The 16,927-nt window shown below is 67.1% G+C and carries 17 protein-coding genes; all 17 read right to left on the reverse strand.

What is annotated here, in order from left to right:
• Positions 1-52: 52 nt before the first annotated feature.
• The 17 genes from GLO27_RS08250 to prmC all read right to left on the reverse strand — a co-directional run bounded on the left by GLO27_RS08250 (position 53) and on the right by prmC (position 16,892).
• The gene (locus GLO27_RS08250) at positions 53-2,803 is read right to left on the reverse strand and encodes an FtsK/SpoIIIE domain-containing protein (RefSeq protein ID WP_167254358.1); all 2,751 of its coding nucleotides are present in this window, start codon (positions 2,801-2,803) and stop codon (positions 53-55) included.
• Between the two features lie 58 nt (positions 2,804-2,861).
• Positions 2,862-3,659: a protein phosphatase 2C domain-containing protein gene (locus GLO27_RS08255; RefSeq protein WP_167254360.1), complete on the reverse strand. Its 798-nt coding sequence runs from the start codon at positions 3,657-3,659 to the stop codon at positions 2,862-2,864.
• Positions 3,660-3,743: 84 nt separating this feature from the next.
• Positions 3,744-4,727 carry an aldo/keto reductase gene (locus tag GLO27_RS08260; RefSeq protein WP_029264709.1) on the reverse strand — a complete coding sequence of 328 codons (984 nt, stop codon included), beginning with the start codon at positions 4,725-4,727 and terminating at the stop codon, positions 3,744-3,746.
• Between the two features lie 104 nt (positions 4,728-4,831).
• On the reverse strand, positions 4,832-5,662 hold the full coding sequence (locus GLO27_RS19600) for a DUF5684 domain-containing protein (protein WP_052514688.1): 831 nt from the start codon (positions 5,660-5,662) through the stop codon (positions 4,832-4,834).
• A 145-nt stretch (positions 5,663-5,807) separates the two neighbouring features.
• The gene (yaaA, locus tag GLO27_RS08270) at positions 5,808-6,554 is read right to left on the reverse strand and encodes a peroxide stress protein YaaA (RefSeq protein ID WP_167254362.1); all 747 of its coding nucleotides are present in this window, start codon (positions 6,552-6,554) and stop codon (positions 5,808-5,810) included.
• A 76-nt stretch (positions 6,555-6,630) separates the two neighbouring features.
• Complete coding sequence (locus tag GLO27_RS08275) at positions 6,631-6,891, reverse strand: F0F1 ATP synthase subunit epsilon (RefSeq protein ID WP_017830988.1); 261 nt, start codon at positions 6,889-6,891, stop codon at positions 6,631-6,633.
• A gap of 2 nt (positions 6,892-6,893) precedes the next feature.
• Positions 6,894-8,348, reverse strand: coding sequence for a F0F1 ATP synthase subunit beta (gene atpD, locus GLO27_RS08280; RefSeq protein WP_017830989.1), 1,455 nt, complete (start codon positions 8,346-8,348; stop codon positions 6,894-6,896).
• A gap of 21 nt (positions 8,349-8,369) precedes the next feature.
• Positions 8,370-9,266, reverse strand: a complete 897-nt coding sequence (locus GLO27_RS08285; RefSeq protein WP_017830990.1) for a F0F1 ATP synthase subunit gamma — start codon at positions 9,264-9,266, stop codon at positions 8,370-8,372.
• Positions 9,267-9,285: 19 nt separating this feature from the next.
• On the reverse strand, positions 9,286-10,926 hold the full coding sequence (gene atpA / locus GLO27_RS08290; RefSeq protein ID WP_021199376.1) for a F0F1 ATP synthase subunit alpha: 1,641 nt from the start codon (positions 10,924-10,926) through the stop codon (positions 9,286-9,288).
• Between the two features lie 47 nt (positions 10,927-10,973).
• Positions 10,974-11,765, reverse strand: a complete 792-nt coding sequence (locus tag GLO27_RS08295; RefSeq protein ID WP_021199375.1) for a F0F1 ATP synthase subunit delta — start codon at positions 11,763-11,765, stop codon at positions 10,974-10,976.
• The gene (locus GLO27_RS08300) at positions 11,765-12,322 is read right to left on the reverse strand and encodes a F0F1 ATP synthase subunit B (protein ID WP_021199374.1); all 558 of its coding nucleotides are present in this window, start codon (positions 12,320-12,322) and stop codon (positions 11,765-11,767) included. The genes GLO27_RS08295 and GLO27_RS08300 overlap by 1 nt, the downstream gene beginning before the upstream one ends.
• 27 nt (positions 12,323-12,349) lie before the next feature.
• Positions 12,350-12,586, reverse strand: a complete 237-nt coding sequence (atpE, locus tag GLO27_RS19755; RefSeq protein WP_021199373.1) for an ATP synthase F0 subunit C — start codon at positions 12,584-12,586, stop codon at positions 12,350-12,352.
• A gap of 44 nt (positions 12,587-12,630) precedes the next feature.
• Entirely contained in the window at positions 12,631-13,350 is a 720-nt protein-coding gene (gene atpB / locus GLO27_RS08310) for a F0F1 ATP synthase subunit A (RefSeq protein WP_231479872.1), read from the reverse strand.
• Positions 13,351-13,560: 210 nt separating this feature from the next.
• A complete protein-coding gene (locus tag GLO27_RS08315) occupies positions 13,561-14,079 on the reverse strand; it encodes a hypothetical protein (protein WP_021199371.1) in 519 nt (172 codons plus the stop codon).
• Positions 14,079-15,248, reverse strand: a complete 1,170-nt coding sequence (locus GLO27_RS08320; protein WP_021199370.1) for an MraY family glycosyltransferase — start codon at positions 15,246-15,248, stop codon at positions 14,079-14,081. Before GLO27_RS08320 ends, GLO27_RS08315 begins: the two co-directional genes overlap by 1 nt.
• On the reverse strand, positions 15,245-15,979 hold the full coding sequence (locus tag GLO27_RS08325; RefSeq protein ID WP_167254364.1) for an L-threonylcarbamoyladenylate synthase: 735 nt from the start codon (positions 15,977-15,979) through the stop codon (positions 15,245-15,247). The genes GLO27_RS08320 and GLO27_RS08325 overlap by 4 nt, the downstream gene beginning before the upstream one ends.
• 52 nt (positions 15,980-16,031) lie before the next feature.
• Positions 16,032-16,892 carry a peptide chain release factor N(5)-glutamine methyltransferase gene (gene prmC, locus GLO27_RS08330; protein WP_167254366.1) on the reverse strand — a complete coding sequence of 287 codons (861 nt, stop codon included), beginning with the start codon at positions 16,890-16,892 and terminating at the stop codon, positions 16,032-16,034.
• Positions 16,893-16,927 lie beyond the last annotated feature (35 nt).

Here is a 16,927-nt window from a genome sequence, read left to right on the forward strand (position 1 = left end):
AACGTCTCCTCACGGCAACGCTTCTCAGGGCAACGCTTCTCAGGGCATCGCTTCACCGAGGCGACAGTTCGGCGAGGTGGACACGTTTCGGCGCACCGGAGCCGGTGACCGACCAGGCCCGGCCTGCGTGCGGGTGTGCATACGGAGGAAGCTCCCGCGCGCCGACCAGTTGCCGGAGCTCACCGGGGTGTTCACATCGGATGAGCACCTCGCCTGCCGATCTGATGCGCTGCCACAGCGACCAGTTCCGCTGCCAGGTCTCCGCGTCGGCGACCACGATGCAGCGTGTTCCCGGCGAAGTCGACTCAGATCCTGCCGCCACCACCTCGCATGCGGGGTGCGCGTCGTGAAGAGCGGCGATGACCGTATCGGTGCCGGCACTGACGACAGCGGTGATCGCAGACGACGGCGTCCACCGTGGTGTCTGCGCTGCCTGCGGCAGCCATCGGCTCTCGTCGACCCACGCCAACTGCACCTCGCGATCTCCGATCACGGCGCGCCCGGGTACGCGGTCGCGCACGAACCCCGATGCCTCTCCGCCGGCCGCCAGATGCTCGAGTCTCGTCGGCATCCGCAACAGCGCCCGACGGGGCACCAGATCGAGTACACGTCCCAACGCCCCGCTCGCCCTGGTGGCCGTCAGAACGAAGGTGGTGTCCGGACTCGCCCGAAGCACGCGCTCCCAGCGGTGGACGAGCTGCTGCGCGTATTCGGCCGGCAGGGTCGCCAGCATCGCATCCATGTCGTCGATCAGGACGACCGAGGGCGGACGCTCCCCGCCCTCGACCCATGCGGCGAGCACGTCCCAGGCGCCCTCGGGATCGCCGGGCATCCAGAATGCGTCATCGCATTGCGCCGCGATCGCTCTCAGCACCGAGGTCTTACCGAATCCGGGGGCGCCCAGCACCACCAGCCCCCGTTCCTCTCCGCGCCGGAGCATCTCCAGCGGCTGCGCCTGGCGACCAGGGTCATCGGCGCGACCGAGGATGATCGCATCGGGGAGGATTCCGGCCTCCGTGACGAGTTCGGCGATCGGCAGGATGGCCGGAAGCGGGGGAAGCCACGGGCTGGATGACTCGCCCGCTGCCGCCCACCGCAGACCGACACCACGAATATCGGAAGCCTCAGTCAGGGCGATGCGCATCGCGACGGGTTCCTGGTCGGATGGTCGACGCAGCAAGCCGAGACCGCGGGAACCGACGTCTCCCGTGAGCGCGGAGGCAGCATCGGTACCGATCACGAGCCGACTGTCGGCGGCGTCGCCGACGCGCAGGCTGATGCGAAGGGGGCAGTTCGCAGCCAGGGCGTCTCTGATCACCCCGGCAGCACGCTGTGTCCCGAGAATCAGGTGCATCCCGAGGGCGCGGCCACGGGCAGCGATATCGATGAAGACCGCACCGAGCTCGGGGTGCTCGGTCAGAAGCGCCGCGAACTCGTCGACGACGATGATCAGCCGGGGCATCGACACACCGCTGACGTCGCGCGCCCCGGCGGCGGCCAGCACCCTCTCTCGACGTCGCAGCTCGGCGGTCAGGCTGGAGACGCCTCGTCTTGCACCCTGATCGTCGAGATCAGTGATGACGGCGGCCACCTGAGGCAGTGCGCTCAGGGGTTCGAAAGCCGTACCGCCTTTGAAATCGGCGAGCACGAACGTCACCTCGTCCGGGCCGTGCGCCGTGGCGATGGCAGTGACCCAGCTGACCAGCAGCTCGCTCTTGCCGGTCCCCGTCATCCCCGTCACGATCGCGTGCGGTCCGTCTCCCACGATGTCGACCGTGATGTTCGCGCGTTCGCCTCGGCCGATGGTCGCGACGAGCCCGCCTCCGGCCGAGGTCTGCTCGAGCTCGGAGAGCAGCACCGCGTCGGGGATCGCATCCGTCTCGTCGTCGCGACGCGCCAGCTCCGCGGAGACGGTCTCCGCTTGGGCACGCGACAGGCACTCGACAGCGACTGCCTGGCTACCTGTCGGGGTGCGCAGCGTCGCCCGCCGCGGTTCGACGATGTCGATGACCGTCGTGATTCCCGCCGGGACGTCCTCCCCCACCGCGGTCAACACGATCAGGGCGTCCGCGTCCCCCCGGACGCCCGCCGCAGGACCGAACCCGATCCGGAAAGCACCACGCCGCGCACTCCGGGCGTGGGGCAGGCTCGCCAGGCCGTGGTCAGCGAGATCAGTGTCTTCCGGATCGATGCCGATCAGCGACAGCTGGCCGGTGCCGAACCGCAGACACAGCTGCACGACAAGAGCGCGCGCTGCCGCCTCGGCCACAGGCCGCGCACCTCGAAGACAGATCCCCCCACCGATCGGCGCGGAGACCGGCGCGTCCGCGATGACACGGCATCGTTCACGGAAGTCCCGCCCGCGCGCGTCATCCGCGCCGGTGCAGCGGACCGCACTCGTCGTGTTGCCGGCACCGATGACGATCGGAGTCGTCGCGTCGACTCCCTGAGCGCCGCGCAGAGGCGCCTGTGCGATGCAGGTCGCGGCGTCGGGCCACCGCTGCCACAGAGCTTCGAGCTCGTCCTGCTGACGCTGGACCAGATCCGCTTCCGCCGCAACCCACTCGGCTTCGAGCTGCTGCTCGGTTCGTCGGCGTTCACGGCGCCGCGTACGTGTCGCGTCGAGCAGTGAGGCGCCGATCATCAACGGCCCCAATGCCGCGAAGCAGAACGCGAAGAGGGAGCCGGTGACCAACCACATCACCACTGCCGTAGCCACCGGCACGAGGGCGGCCATGAAAGGCAGTGGAGCGCGAGGCGACGCTGCCGGAGCCGCGGGAAGCACGATCGGAGGGGATTCCATGGAATCCAGTGGACCGCATCACGGCCCGTGAAACAGGGCTGTGCACAGCGCTGGAGCGTTACTCCGCGGTGTTCTCGATTGGGGAGGACGAGTCGTCCTCTGCCGCCACCTGGACGATGATGAGGGTCACGTTGTCGCGACCGCCGTTCTCCAACGCCGCCGCAAGCATCGCGTCCACCGCGGCACCCGGATCGTCGTGCTCCCGGAGGAAATGCTGGATCCCGTAGTCGGTCAGTTCCTTGGTGAGGCCGTCCGAGCAGATGACGAATCGGTCACCGGGACGCACGTCGATGGAGACGTAATCGGGAGCTGTGAGCTCACTCGCCCCCACGGCACGCGTGATCACGTTGCTGTAGGGGTGCCCTTCAGCTTCCTCCGGGCTGAGCTTGCCCGCTGTGATCAGTTCCTGCACGACCGAGTGATCGGTGGTGATCTGGACCAGCCGATCGTCGCGAAGGAGATACACGCGGGAGTCGCCGATGTTCAGTGCGGTCCAGCGCGGCTCATCCCCGTCGGTCTCGAAGTACACTCCCGTGAGCGTGGTCCCCGTGCCCTCGTCGGTGGTCTCGGGATGCTCCGCGATGTCTCCGACAGCCAGTTCGAGCGCATTCTCGATCGATGGTCCGTCGACCTTCCCCGAGGAGACGACGGCCTGCAACCGGGCCACCGTGCTCTGACTCGCGATCTCGCCGCCGGCATGACCGCCCATTCCGTCAGCGACGATGAACAGCGGATAGTCGGCGAGGAACGCGTCCTGATTCGTCTCCCGGCGTCGGCCTTGATCGGTGATCCCGGACCACGACAGCAGCAGCGGGCGCTGCGCAACCGTGACGCGGTGCGTCTTCGTCTCAGCCACGTGCTGCCTCCGATGGGCCTGCGGCGGGTCGGACGGTCGCAGGATACTCACAACACATCGTAGTAGAAGTCACGCGCACCTCGATCACACCCGGGCGCCCGGATCGGCCGGCAGCGGGAACAGATCATCGATGATGGCGAGTTCGGCCGCGTCGGGGCGCCAGGCCTCCCCCGCGTCTGCGTTCGCCTCGACCTGCGGGACCGAGGTCGCGCCCGCGATCACGCTGGAGACCGCCGCGTGCGAGAGCAACCAGCCGAACGACGCCTGGACCATCGTGATGCCGCGCTCATCGCAGAAATCGCGGAATGCATCCAGGGCATCCCACGGTGCGTTCTCCCACACGTGGCGCCGTGTCGACATGATCCGGCTCTGCTGCGGCCCGCCGTCGCGAGTGAACTTCCCCGTGAGCAGGCCGTTGTGCAGGGGGAAATACGGGAAGAAGCCGAGTTCGTAGCGTTCCACCGCCGGCAGCACTTCCCGCTCCGCCGCCCGAGCCAGCAGGGAGTAGTGGTTCTGAGCCGAGATGAACCTGCCACTCGATCGCGCCCTCGTCGTGAACTCCGCTTCGGCGATCTGCCACCCGGCGAAGTTCGAGTGCCCGTAGTAGCGGATCTTGCCCTCGCGCACGAGTTCATCGAGGGCATCCGTGGTCTCCGCGATCGGCGTCTCGGGATCGGGGAGATGCAGCTGATAGAGATCGATCCAGTCCGTGCGCAACCGGCGCAGCGATTCCTCGACGGCCCGACGCACGTAGCGACGAGAACCCCGGGCAGCGGGGAACGCGTAACCCATGTCGCGCTCGTGTCCGAACTTCGTCGCCAGCACCACACGGTCGCGGCGTCCCTCGAGAGCTTCGCCCATCAGCAGCTCGCTCGCCCCCGCTGCTGCTCCATACATGTCAGCGGTGTCGAAGAAGGTGATGCCGTTGGCGAGAGCCGCATCCATCACCTCGCGCGTGCCGGCAAGACTCTCCGTCATCGTCCCCGCGCGCCCGAAGTTGTTGCAGCCGAGGCCGGTGGCGGACACGAGAAGACCGGAGGCACCCACACGGCGCTGGGACGAGACCATGCCACCACGTTAGCGGCCGCTGCGGATAGACGACCACTCGGAACAGCACAGAGCCCCCGACCGAGGTCGGGGGCTCTGTGTCAGAAGGTCACACCGTCAGACCATCACGCCGGAGGCTGTGTGGGATCGGTCGGCGGGGACGCCGGGGTTGCGGGAGGAGCCGGCGGAGCAGCGGGCGGAGCCGTCGGCGGTGCGGGCGGAGCCGTGGGCGGTGCCGCAGGGGGCGCCGGCGGCGTGGTCGGCGGCACCGGCGGAACCGGGGCACCGGTCGCCGGAGCTGCAGGGCCTGCGGGAGGTGCGTAGCCGGGCTGCGCGGGCGGTGCGTACCCCGGCTGCGCGGGAGGCGCGTATCCCTGCGGTCCGGGCTGCGCGTAGCCCTGCGGAGCACCGTAACCGGGCTGCGGCGCCGCGGCCGACGTCTGAGCGGGGATGCCCTCCCACGCGGTGCGGTCGCCGAGCAGACCGTTGGCAGCCCAGGAAGCGGGCTGGATGCTCGGGTTCCAGCGCGACTTGTCGAACGCGTTGATGCCGAGCCACACCGGAGGCAGGAAGAAGTAGAGGACGACCCAGACAGCGTCCTTCTGCAGCTTCAGCCCGACGCGCCAGGCGGCGATCAGGTCGACGACGCGACCCGCGATGCCGACGAGCGGGAGGATCAGGAACCACCCGAGGAACGGGATGATCGCGCCGAGGATACCGGCACCCATCAGGTAGAGGACGAGCCAGGGGCTCAGATCGCCGAGCTTGTAGAAGATCATCGTGCTGTAGACGGGCACCCACGCGCGCCACTTCCCCTGCACTCCCGCCTTCTCGAAGATCTTCATGTAGAACCACGAGTAGAGTGCGTAGATGGCGAGTGGCAGGATCGTGTAGACCAGGGTCAGCGCGAGGATCGCTCCGCCTGACAGGCCGTCATAGCCGTAGTAGTCGTTCATGGTTCCCTCCAGAAAGTCATGATGCGGCATCATGCGCTGAACACACTAGCGCTTCCCGGGGTACGCGCGCATGTCTCTTACGCCGTCGGGCGCGTTCGACTCGTGGCCGCGCGTGGACGCACGGCACACCCGGCCGATCCCCTGCTCACTCGTCGACGACGAGCTCCAGCACGCCCTGGTGTGCGCCATCGCGGAGAATGATCCCTCGCTTCTCCGCCCAGAGCCGAAGACCGCGAAGGGAACCGACCCGTGGTCGATCCTCGGCAATCGCCCGGACGAGTGCACCCTTCGATTTCTTGTTGAAGTGATTGAGGGCCCTCCCGTGCTCCGTCACGACACGCACGTAAGCGGAGGAGACGGAGTCCGGCACGGGTCCCAGCGCGACGTAGGCCTCACTCCGCAGGTCGAGCACGAACGACGGATCCGCCTCCGCGATCGCTGCAGAGGTGGCCTCCGCCCAATGCCGCCGAAGCGCGGGAACCCCGGGGACGGAGGTGCCGGCGGCCAGCCGATACGTCGGGACCGCGTCGAGCGCGCCCACCGGTCCCAGCGGAGCGCTGTGGATCCAGACATGGGCACCCAGCCATCGACGGGACGCGACGGAGAGCGATCGGGCATCGAGCGCGTCGAACAGCACCCCCGTGTATCGGTCGATCGCGGGCATCGTGGGAGCGGAGCGAAGCGCCCTGTTGTGCGCGACATCGCCGCTCTGCCGAGCACTCAGCTTGAGCACCCGACGGGCAGCCTCTTCGTCGGCAGCGAGGTCGATCAGAGCCTCGACGACAGCGGCGCGCCGCTCGTTCAGAGACGGGAGTGCCAGCGACGCGAGGTCGAGCGGGGACCCCTCACCGCCCTCATGCTTGGTCTCCGAAGGAGGGAGCAGGATCTTCATGGAACCTCGGTGGATACAGACGCGTCCGCCTCGGAACCCGTGCGGGTGCCGAGGCGGACGCGTGAAACAGGAACTGCTAAGCGATCAGAGCCGCGTTGCCGGCAACGATCGTCAGGGTGTCGCCCTCCATCGAGAGGAACCCGTCCTGCGCGTTGGCCAGCACCTTGGTGCCATCCGACTGGGTGATGCGAACCTGGCCCTCGGCGAGGATGGCCAGCACCGGCTCGTGGCCGGTCATGAAGCCGATCTCACCCTCGACGGTCTTGGCGACCACGAGGCTCGCCTCTCCCGTCCAGACCTCCGCATCAGCGGAGACGAGGCTGACATGCAGCGCCATGGTCAGCCGTTCTCCTTCTGGATCTTCGCCCACTGCTCTTCGACGTCGGAGATGCCACCGACGTTGAAGAAGGCCTGCTCGGCCACGTGGTCGAAGTCACCGCGGGTGATCGCGTCGAACGACTCGATGGTCTCCTTCAGCGGGACGGTCGAACCTTCGACGCCCGTGAACTTCTTGGCCATGTAGGTGTTCTGCGAGAGGAACTGCTGGATGCGACGTGCACGCGACACGACGATCTTGTCTTCCTCGGAGAGCTCATCGACACCCAGGATGGCGATGATCTCCTGCAGCTCCTTGTTCTTCTGGAGGATCTGCTTGACGGTCGTCGCGACGCGGTAGTGGTCCTCGCCCAAGTAGCGGGGGTCCATGATGCGCGACGTCGAGGTCAGCGGGTCGATGGCCGGGTACAGACCCTTCGAGGCGATCTCACGAGAGAGCTCGGTCGTCGCGTCGAGGTGGGCGAACGTCGTCGCCGGAGCCGGGTCGGTGTAGTCATCGGCGGGCACGTAGATCGCCTGCAGCGAGGTGATCGAGTGACCACGCGTCGAGGTGATGCGCTCCTGGAGCACACCCATCTCGTCGGCGAGGTTCGGCTGGTAACCCACGGCGGAGGGCATGCGGCCCAGCAGCGTGGAGACCTCGGAACCGGCCTGCGTGAAGCGGAAGATGTTGTCGATGAAGAGCAGAACGTCCTGCTTCTGCACGTCACGGAAGTACTCCGCCATCGTCAGAGCCGACAGGGCGACGCGAAGACGCGTTCCCGGCGGCTCGTCCATCTGGCCGAACACCAGGGCGGTCTTGTCGAAGACGCCCGCCTCTTCCATCTCGTGGATGAGGTCGTTGCCCTCACGGGTGCGCTCACCGACACCGGCGAACACCGACACACCACCGTGGTCCTGCGCGACGCGCTGGATCATCTCCTGGATGAGGACGGTCTTACCGACACCGGCTCCACCGAACAGACCGATCTTTCCACCCAGCACGTACGGGGTGAGGAGGTCGATCGACTTGATGCCGGTCTCGAACATCTGAGTCTTGGACTCGAGCTGGTCGAAGTTCGGGGCCTTGCGGTGGATCGGCCAGCGCTCGGTGACCTCGATGGTCTCGCCGGGCTCGAGGTTCAGCACCTCGCCGATGACGTTGAACACCTTGCCCTTGGTCACGTCGCCGACGGGGACCGAGATGGCCTCACCGGTGTCGCGGACTTCCTGGCCGCGGACGATGCCGTCGGTCGGGTTCAGCGCGATGGCGCGGACGAGGTCGTCGCCGAGGTGCTGAGCGACCTCGAGCGTGATCTCGGTGGACTCTTCGCCCATCGCGATCGTGGTCTTCAGCGCGTTGTAGATGTCGGGGATCGAGTCATGAGGGAACTCGATGTCGACAACCGGACCGTTGACGCGTGCGACGCGCCCGACGACCGCGGTCGCCGGCTGGTCAGCCGGAGCGGTGAGGGTCATTTTCGTCTCTTTCCTGATGGTCTATTTGCTCGAGAGGGCGTCGGCGCCGCCGACGATCTCGGCGATCTGCTGCGTGATCTCCGCCTGGCGCGCGTTGTTGCGCAGACGGGTGTAGTCGGTGATGAGCTTGTCGGCGTTGTCGCTGGCCGACTTCATCGCCTTCTGCGTCGCCGCCTGCTTTGCGGCAGACGACTGCAGGAGAGCATTGAAGACTCGGCTCTGGATGTACACCGGCAGGATCGCGTCGAGAACAGTCTCGGCGTCCGGCTCGAACTCGTACAGCGGGTAAACGGTGTTACCGGCCTCCGACTCATCGGCTTCCGTGATCTCCAGCGGGAGCAGACGCACGGATTCGGGCGACTGCGTCATCATGCTGACGAAACGGTTGTACACGAGGTGGATCTCGTCGACGCCGCCGTCCTGTCCCCCGCGGGAGAAGGACTCGAGCAGCGTCGCGGAGATCTCCTCCGCGGTGTGGAACGACGGGGTGTCGGTGTCGCCCGTCCACTCCGCAGCGGCAGCCAGGCGTCGGAACTGGAAGTATCCGACGGCCTTGCGACCGATGAGGTAGAAGACCGGCTCCTTGCCCTGCTCCCGCAGGAGCTCCGCAACCTCGAGACCCTCACGGAGGATCTGCGAGTTGAAGGCTCCGGCCAGACCGCGGTCCGAGGAGAAGATCACGACCGCGGAGCGGGTGATGTTCTCGGACTCGCGGGTCAACGGGTGATCCACGTTCGAGTGCGTCGCGACGGCCGACACGGCCCTCGTCACGGCACGCGCGAAGGGAGTGGACGCCTTGACGCGTGCCATCGCCTTCTGGATGCGCGAAGCCGCGATGAGTTCCATCGCCTTCGTGATCTTCTTGGTCGTCTGAGCAGAAGAGATCTTCTGCTTGTAGACCCTGAGTTGAGCGCCCATATGTCAGTACCTCACGCGGTTACGCGCGACGACCCTTGACGATCTTCTCCTGGTTGACGTCTTCCGCCTCGGCCGCAGCGTGCTCTTCGTGACCCGGGGCGCCAATGGCGTGTCCCTTGCCACCCTGGAACTCCAGGATGAAGGCATCCGTCTGCTTGTCGAGCTCGGCGACCGTGGCGTCGTCGAGGACGTTGGTGTCGCGGAGGGTCTCGAGGACCTGGGTGTTGCGACGAAGGTAGTCCAGGAGCTCGCGCTCGAAGCGCAGCACGTCGGAGACCTCGATCGTGTCGAGCTTGCCGTTGGTACCGGCCCAGATCGAGACGACCTGCTCCTCGACGGGGTACGGCGAGTACTGCGGCTGCTTGAGCAGCTCGGTCAGACGCGCACCACGGGAGAGCTGACGACGCGAAGCCGCGTCGAGGTCGGATGCGAACATCGCGAACGCCTCGAGGGAGCGGTACTGCGCGAGCTCCAGCTTCAACGTTCCGGAGACCTTCTTGATCGACTTGACCTGCGCGTCACCACCGACTCGCGAGACCGAGATACCCACGTCGACCGCAGGACGCTGGTTGGCGTTGAAGAGGTCGGACTGGAGGAAGATCTGGCCGTCGGTGATCGAGATCACGTTGGTCGGGATGTAGGCCGAGACGTCGTTCGCCTTGGTCTCGATGATCGGGAGACCCGTCATGGAACCGGCGCCGAGCTCGTCGGACAGCTTCGCGCAACGCTCGAGCAGACGCGAGTGCAGGTAGAAGACGTCACCCGGGTAGGCCTCACGGCCCGGCGGGCGGCGCAGGAGGAGGGAGACGGCACGGTAGGCCTCAGCCTGCTTCGACAGGTCATCGAAGATGATGAGGACGTGCTTGCCGCCGTACATCCAGTGCTGACCGATGGCGGAACCCGTGTAGGGAGCCAGGTACTTGAAGCCGGCGGGGTCGGACGCCGGAGCCGCCACGATCGTGGTGTACTCCAGAGCGCCGGCCTCTTCGAGCGCGCCCTTCACCGAAGCGATGGTCGAGCCCTTCTGGCCGATGGCGACGTAGATGCAGCGGACCTGCTTGTTGACGTCGCCCGACTCCCAGTTGGCCTTCTGGTTGATGATCGTGTCGATCGCGATGGCCGTCTTGCCGGTCTGGCGGTCGCCGATGATCAGCTGACGCTGGCCACGGCCCACGGGGATCATCGCGTCGATGGCCTTGATGCCGGTCTGCATCGGCTCGTGCACCGACTTGCGCTGCATGACGCCGGGAGCCTGGAGCTCGAGGGCGCGGACGCTCTCGGTCTCGATGGCACCGAGTCCGTCGATCGGGTTGCCGAGCGGGTCGACCACGCGGCCGAGGTAGCCGTCGCCGACCGGGACCGAGAGGACCTCGCCGGTGCGGGTGACTTCCTGACCGGCCTCGACGCCGGTGAACTCGCCGAGGACGACGACACCGATCTCGTGCTCGTTCAGGCTCTGTGCGAGACCCTTGGTGCCGTCGGCGAAGATGACGAGCTCGTTCGCCATGACGCCGGGCAGTCCCTCGACGTGCGCGATGCCGTCTGCGGCGTCGATGACGGTGCCGACCTCGGTCGCCCCGGCCCCGGAGGGCTCGTATGCTGCGGCGAAGTCCTTCAGCGCGTCACGGATGACGTCGGGGCTGATCGATAGTTCTGCCATTGTCTTCCCTTTGTATCTGGGTGCGCGGTTCCCCGCGCGAAGTCGTGTTAGCCCGCGAGCTTCTGGCGAAGGTCGGCGAGTCGTGCGGAGATGCTGCCGTCGATGACGTCATCGGCGATCTGCACGCGCAGGCCTCCGACGACGGCAGGGTCGATGACGACGTTGAGCGATACCTGGCCGTCGTAGCGACGCGAGAGCGAGTCGCTGAGACGGGCGCGCTGCGCGTCGCTGAGAGGGGCCGCGGTGTGCACCGTGGCGACCACTCGACCACGCTGGCTCGAGACGACGCTCATCGCCCGGTTCAGCAGCCGTCGGACCCGTCGCCCGCGCGGCTCGCGCACGAGCGACGTGATGATCAGCGTCGTCGCGGCGCTGGTGGAGCCTTCGGCCAGGAGGCGCTCGACGAGTGCACTCTTGGCGTCTTCTCCGCCGACGCGGCTGCCCAGAGCGAGTTCGAGCTCGGGGTTCGCCGCGATCACCCGGGAGAATCCGAAGAGCTCCCCCTCGATGTCCGTGCCGGGCTCCGCGATCGCTGCGGCGCGGATCGCGAGCTCCTCGATACCGTCGACGAGCTCACCCGCGTGGGACCAGCGCTCGGCGACGGCGGTCTTCAAGACGCCCTGGGCGCCTGCGGAGAACCCGCCGAACACCGCGGCGACGACGTTCTGTCGTGCCGCGGCGGGTGCGGAAGGATCAGCAAGCGCGCCGCTCAGCTGGGACGACTCGCTCACGGCATGCGCGGCAGCGAACAGCTCCCGCGCGGTGTCGAGAGTGACGTCCTTCGCTGCGGCAAGCGTCTTGATGGATGCCGCGAGTGCCTGAGTGGTCGCGCTGCCCATTACTGAGCCGCCTTCTCGGATGCCTCGAGCTCGGCGAGGAAGCGATCGACGACAGCCGTCGCACGTGCGTCGTCGGAGAGCGTCTCGCCGACCACGCCACCGGCGAGGTCGAGAGCGAGCGATCCGACCTCGCTGCGCAGCGAGACGAGAGCGGTCTGACGCTCTGCTTCGATCTGCGTGTGCGCGGTGGCGGTGATGCGTGCGGCCTCGGCGGTCGCGGCGTCCTTCGCCTCGGCGACGATCTTCTTGCCGTCCTCGCGGGCGGCCTCGCGGATCTCGCCGGCCTCGGTACGCGCCTCGGCGAGCTGACGCGTGTACTCCTCGAGTGCCGCCTCCGCCTGCTTCTGCGCCTCGTCGGCCTTGGCGATGTTGCCCTCGATGGCGGCGGACCGCTCGTCGAGCATCTTCGTCAGCTTGGGAAGGGCGACCTTCCACACGACGATGAGGATGATGAGGAACCAGAGGCCCGACCAGATGATGTCGTACCACGCCGGGATGAGCGGGTTGTTGACCGCGCCCTCCTCTGCTGCGAGGTTCGTGACAAGAGCGTTCAGCATCCTGTCTCCTTCAGAAGTCGGTTCGGATTACGGGAAGGGGATGAATCCGACGGCGATGCCGACGAATGCAAGCGCCTCGGTGAAGGCGATACCGATCCACATGAGGACCTGGAGACGGCCGGCCAGCTCGGGCTGACGAGCGACGCCCTCGATGGTCTTGCCCACGACGATGCCCACACCGATGGCCGGGCCGATGGCTGCGAGGCCGTAGCCGATCACCGCGAGGTTGCCGTTGATGTCAGCGAGAACCGTAGTTGCGTCCACGGGGTTTTTCCTTTCGTTGGGTGGGAGGGCTGTTGCCCGCCCGCTCAGTGCTCTTCTGCGACCGCGAGCTGGATGTAGACCGCGGTGAGGACGGTGAAGACGTATGCCTGGAGGACGGCGACCAGAATCTCGAAGAGAGTGAAGGCGCCGCCGAACGCGAGGGTTCCGATACCGAGAGCGGCCCAGCCGCCACCCGCGGTGAAGAAGAAGAACTGGGTCGCTGCAAAGCAGAGGACCAGGATCATGTGACCGACGACCAGGTTCATCAGCAGTCGCAGGGTGAGGGTCACCGGGCGGATGATGAAGGTCGAGATCAGCTCGATGGGCGTGACGATGAAGTACACGGGCCACGGCACACCGGAGGGGAAGAGCGAGTTCTTGAAGAAGTTCTTGGGGCTCTTCTTGATGCCGGCGTAGATGAAGGTGACGTAGCTGACCACCGCGAGCGTGAGCGGCACCGCGATGATCGCCGTACCCGGCATGTTCAGGAACGGGATGATGCCGGTGATGTTCATGAACAGAGTCATGAAGAAGATGGTCATCAGGATCGGGAGGAACCGGTCACCGTCCTTGCGACCGAGCAGGTCGTGGGCGATGCCGCCACGGACGAAGCCGAGGCCCATCTCGACGACGCTCTGGAAACGTCCGGGGACGACCTTCATGCGTCGGGTGCCGAGCCAGAGGATGAGGACCACGGCGATCACCGAGAGCAACTGGATCAGGTGGATCCGGTTCACCGGGATGGGTCCTACGTGGAAGAGGATCTCCGGAAAGAACTCATCGATCGAAGGGCCGTGGAACTCGCCGTCGGTGGCAAGTCGGGGGGTCAGGGTCGCAGCGATATTAAACAGCGCGGGCTCCAGCTTCGGGGCACCGGTCAGAACCGGGGCGACGATGGTCGGTGTGCTTCACAGCGCAAGCGCTCGCGGGCGAGCGGCGGGCACGTCTCAACACTATCAGAATCTGAGGGTCCCCTAAGACCGCTGGCCACCCTCGACCGGCCCGCCGTCGATGTGATTGGCCGCGCCGGGGGCACGATCCTCGGGCACCTCGGTCGGCAGCGTGGTGTCGCTGACGTTCGGGAGCCGCATCTGGGTGAGCACGACGACGTCGATGACGAGCGACATGAGCACACCGGCGACGATCGAGAGGAAGAAGACCATCGGCTGCAGCCACGGCTGACCGGCGAGGAGGATCATCACGACAACGAAGAGGCCGAGCTTCAGCAGCCAGCCGCCCAGGACGATCGCGAAGAACAGCTGCACGTACAGCGGATCCCCGAACCAGCGGTTGGCGATCAGGATGCTGAGTCCGGTGATCCCGAGGAAGACGGCAGCCAGGACGACACCGAGCAGGCCACTGACGAGCCCCTCCCCCTGGGCGACGAGATAACCGACTCCGCCCGCCACGATCGCGAGCACCGCGGTGGCGATCGCCGACCAGATCAGGGTCCGGCGCAGGATCGGCGTGCTGGAAACGGGGCTCGGGCTCATCAGGACTCCACGGGTGTCGGTTCGGGTTCGGCGCCCGCTGCGCTCTTCCTGCGGCGGGTGGGACTCAGCGTGACGACGAGGCAGGCGGCGATGCCCACGATGCCGAAGCCGACGCCCGGCAGATACTGGCCGGGCCAGTCCTCCCGGGCACCGACGTACATCAGGAGGACGGCGAGCGAGACGACGGCCGTCCAGGCATAGAAGATGAGCACGGCGTCGCGGTCGCGGTGACCGAGATCGAGCATGCGGTGATGCAGGTGCTTCCGGTCGGGCGAGAACGGCGAGCGACCGGCGCTCATCCGGCGGAGCACGGCGAGCCCGAAGTCGAGCAGCGGGAGCAGCACGACCAGCAGTGGCAGCAGGATGGGCAGGAACGCGCCGACCAGCTGGGAACGCCCGAGACGCTCGGGGTCGAGGGCGGACGGGTCCATCTGCCCGGTGATCGCGATCGCCGATGTGGCCATCAGCAGGCCGATCACCAGCGCCCCGGAATCGCCCATGAAGATCTTCGCCGGACTCCAGTTCAACGGCAGGAAGCCGAGGCAGGCGCCGATGAGCACCGCCGCGATGAAGGTCGAGAGGTTGAAGTAGCTGGACGCGCCCGAGTCGCGCGTGAAGATGTAGGAATAGGCGAAGAACACACCGTTCGAGATCAGGCACACGCCCGCGACGAGCCCGTCGAGCCCGTCGATGAAGTTCACCGCGTTCATCACGATGACGATCGCGAACATCGTGATGGTGATGCTCAGCCAGCTCGATACCACGATGAGGTCACCGAACGGCAACGAGAGGATCTGCAGGCCGCCGCCGACGGTGATGACGCCCGCCGCCAGGAACTGCGCGCCCAGCTTGATCATCCAGTCGATGTCCCACAGGTCGTCGACGACCCCGATGATCGCGATCAGCAGCGAGGCGCCGAGGATCGACCACATGGTCTGCGGGGGGATCCAGATGCTCTGGAAGAAGGGATTGATCGCGGAGAACCCGAACGCCGCGGCGATGGCGAGGAAGATCGCGACGCCGCCCAGACGGGGCTTGGGCGTGGTGTGCACGTCACGGTCGCGGATGGCGGGGTACAGCTTGAACCGGAGGCTCAGCTTCCACACCGCCCAGGTCAGTACGAACGTGATCGCGGCGGTGAGGATGATCGTGAAGAGATACTGCTTCACGAATCCCCGTCCTGGTCCGGTGCATGCTGGTGGTGATGCTCGTGCTCGGCATCGTCCTCGGGCTCGAGGAGATCTCCGAGCACCTCCTGCAGCTGCTCCCGTGTCACGGCGCCGTCGCGGAGGATGCGCACGCCTCCCGTCTCGGAGTCCGCACCGCGGCGGACCAACGAGGTCGCATCGACGATGGTCGACGCGATGCCGTTCTTGCTCAGTCCGTCCGCCAGGTAGACCGCGACGCTGTCACCCAGCATCTTCTCGGCGTCGTACGCGGAGATGGCGGCGGCCTCCCCCGTGAGGTTCGCGCTGGAAACGGCCAGTGGACCGGTCTCCGCGAGCAGTTCGAGTGCGACCCGCCCCTCCGGCATGCGGACGGCGACGGTGCCGAGCGTCTCACCGAGGTCCCAGACCAGCGACGGCTGCGCGGGCAGCACGATCGTGAGACCACCGGGCCAGAACGCCGCGACCATCCGCTCCACCGGTTCGGGAACCGATTCGGCGAGGGCGGCGAGTGTCTCCTTCGTGCCGATCAGCACGGGCGGCGGCTGGTCGCGGCCCCGCCCCTTCGCGTCGAGGAGCCGCTGGACAGCGGCCGGCGAGAAGGCATCGGCGCCGACGCCGTACACCGTGTCTGTGGGGATGACGATGAGGTCGCCACGGCCGATCGCCTGGCGCGCATGACGCATTCCGGCGAGGAGCTGCGACTCGTCGCTGCAGTCGAAGATGGTTGACATGACGGTTCGATTCTATGCGGCGCGGCCGGTGAGCACGCTCCGAGGTTGCTGATCAGGGTCGGAGTGCGGTGGTGGTGCGATCGCGCAGTGTCAGGTCGCGATGTGTCGCCGCCGCGCGCCAGCCGTCGAGGGTGAGGATCTCCCTGATCGATTCGCCCTGCAGTTCGCCGTGCTCGATGACCAGCAGGCCCCCGGGACGAAGCAATCGCAGCGCCCGCGAGCTGAGCACGCGCACGATGTCGAGCCCGTCCTCTCCCCCGTACAACGCCATCGCCGGGTCGAAGAGTCGCACCTCCGGATCGCGCGGGATCGCGGCGTCGGGCACGTACGGCGGGTTCGAGATGACCACGGACGCCGTGCCCTCGAGTTCCGGGAACGCCTCGCCCAGGTCGGACAGGACGAGTGTCAGGTTGTCGATCCCTGCGACGTTTCGACGCGCCCAGGCGTGGGCGTCCGCAGAGAGCTCGGCCGCGAAGATGCGGGCGTGCGGCACCTCGGTGGCCATCGCGAGGGCGATCGCGCCGCTGCCGGTTCCGAGATCGATCCCGATCGGTGCGGGCTCCGCCGAGTTCAGCAGGGCGTCGATGGCGTATTGGACGACGGTCTCGGTCTCCGGACGCGGCACGAAGACGCCGGGACCGACCGCGAGCTCGAGGTGACGGAACGGCGCGGTACCGGTGATGTGCTGCAGCGGCTCACGGCCAGCCCGACGCGTGATGAGGATGTCGAGAGCCGCTGCCGTCTCGTCGTCGACGTCGTCTCCGCGAACGATCGCCGCCTGCACCTCGCCGCGCCGACGGCCGAGCACGTGACCGGCGAGGAGCTCGGCGTCGACCAGCGGATCGGGGACCCCGACGTCGGCGAGACGCTGGGCAGCCGTGCGGACCACGGCGGCGAGGGAGGTGTCGGACATGTCTTCCAGCGTAGAGCGCGCGCTGACGTCACAAA

This window comes from Microbacterium sp. Be9, from assembly GCF_011754135.1.
GTDB classification, from domain to species: domain Bacteria; phylum Actinomycetota; class Actinomycetes; order Actinomycetales; family Microbacteriaceae; genus Microbacterium; species Microbacterium maritypicum_A.

Bases quoted from the DNA above. Each gene is read 5' to 3' on its own strand.
- GLO27_RS08250 (WP_167254358.1), bottom strand. From the start codon at position 2,803: ATGGAATCCCCTCCGATCGTGCTTCCCGCGGCTCCGGCAGCGTCGCCT.
- GLO27_RS08260 (WP_029264709.1), bottom strand. From the start codon at position 4,727: ATGGTCTCGTCCCAGCGCCGTGTGGGTGCCTCCGGTCTTCTCGTGTCC.
- GLO27_RS19600 (WP_052514688.1), bottom strand. From the start codon at position 5,662: ATGAACGACTACTACGGCTATGACGGCCTGTCAGGCGGAGCGATCCTC.
- yaaA (WP_167254362.1), bottom strand. From the start codon at position 6,554: ATGAAGATCCTGCTCCCTCCTTCGGAGACCAAGCATGAGGGCGGTGAG.
- GLO27_RS08275 (WP_017830988.1), bottom strand. From the start codon at position 6,891: ATGGCGCTGCATGTCAGCCTCGTCTCCGCTGATGCGGAGGTCTGGACG.
- atpD (WP_017830989.1), bottom strand. From the start codon at position 8,348: ATGACCCTCACCGCTCCGGCTGACCAGCCGGCGACCGCGGTCGTCGGG.
- GLO27_RS08285 (WP_017830990.1), bottom strand. From the start codon at position 9,266: ATGGGCGCTCAACTCAGGGTCTACAAGCAGAAGATCTCTTCTGCTCAG.
- atpA (WP_021199376.1), bottom strand. From the start codon at position 10,926: ATGGCAGAACTATCGATCAGCCCCGACGTCATCCGTGACGCGCTGAAG.
- GLO27_RS08295 (WP_021199375.1), bottom strand. From the start codon at position 11,765: ATGGGCAGCGCGACCACTCAGGCACTCGCGGCATCCATCAAGACGCTT.
- GLO27_RS08300 (WP_021199374.1), bottom strand. From the start codon at position 12,322: ATGCTGAACGCTCTTGTCACGAACCTCGCAGCAGAGGAGGGCGCGGTC.
- GLO27_RS08315 (WP_021199371.1), bottom strand. From the start codon at position 14,079: ATGAGCCCGAGCCCCGTTTCCAGCACGCCGATCCTGCGCCGGACCCTG.
- GLO27_RS08325 (WP_167254364.1), bottom strand. From the start codon at position 15,979: ATGTCAACCATCTTCGACTGCAGCGACGAGTCGCAGCTCCTCGCCGGA.
- prmC (WP_167254366.1), bottom strand. From the start codon at position 16,892: ATGTCCGACACCTCCCTCGCCGCCGTGGTCCGCACGGCTGCCCAGCGT.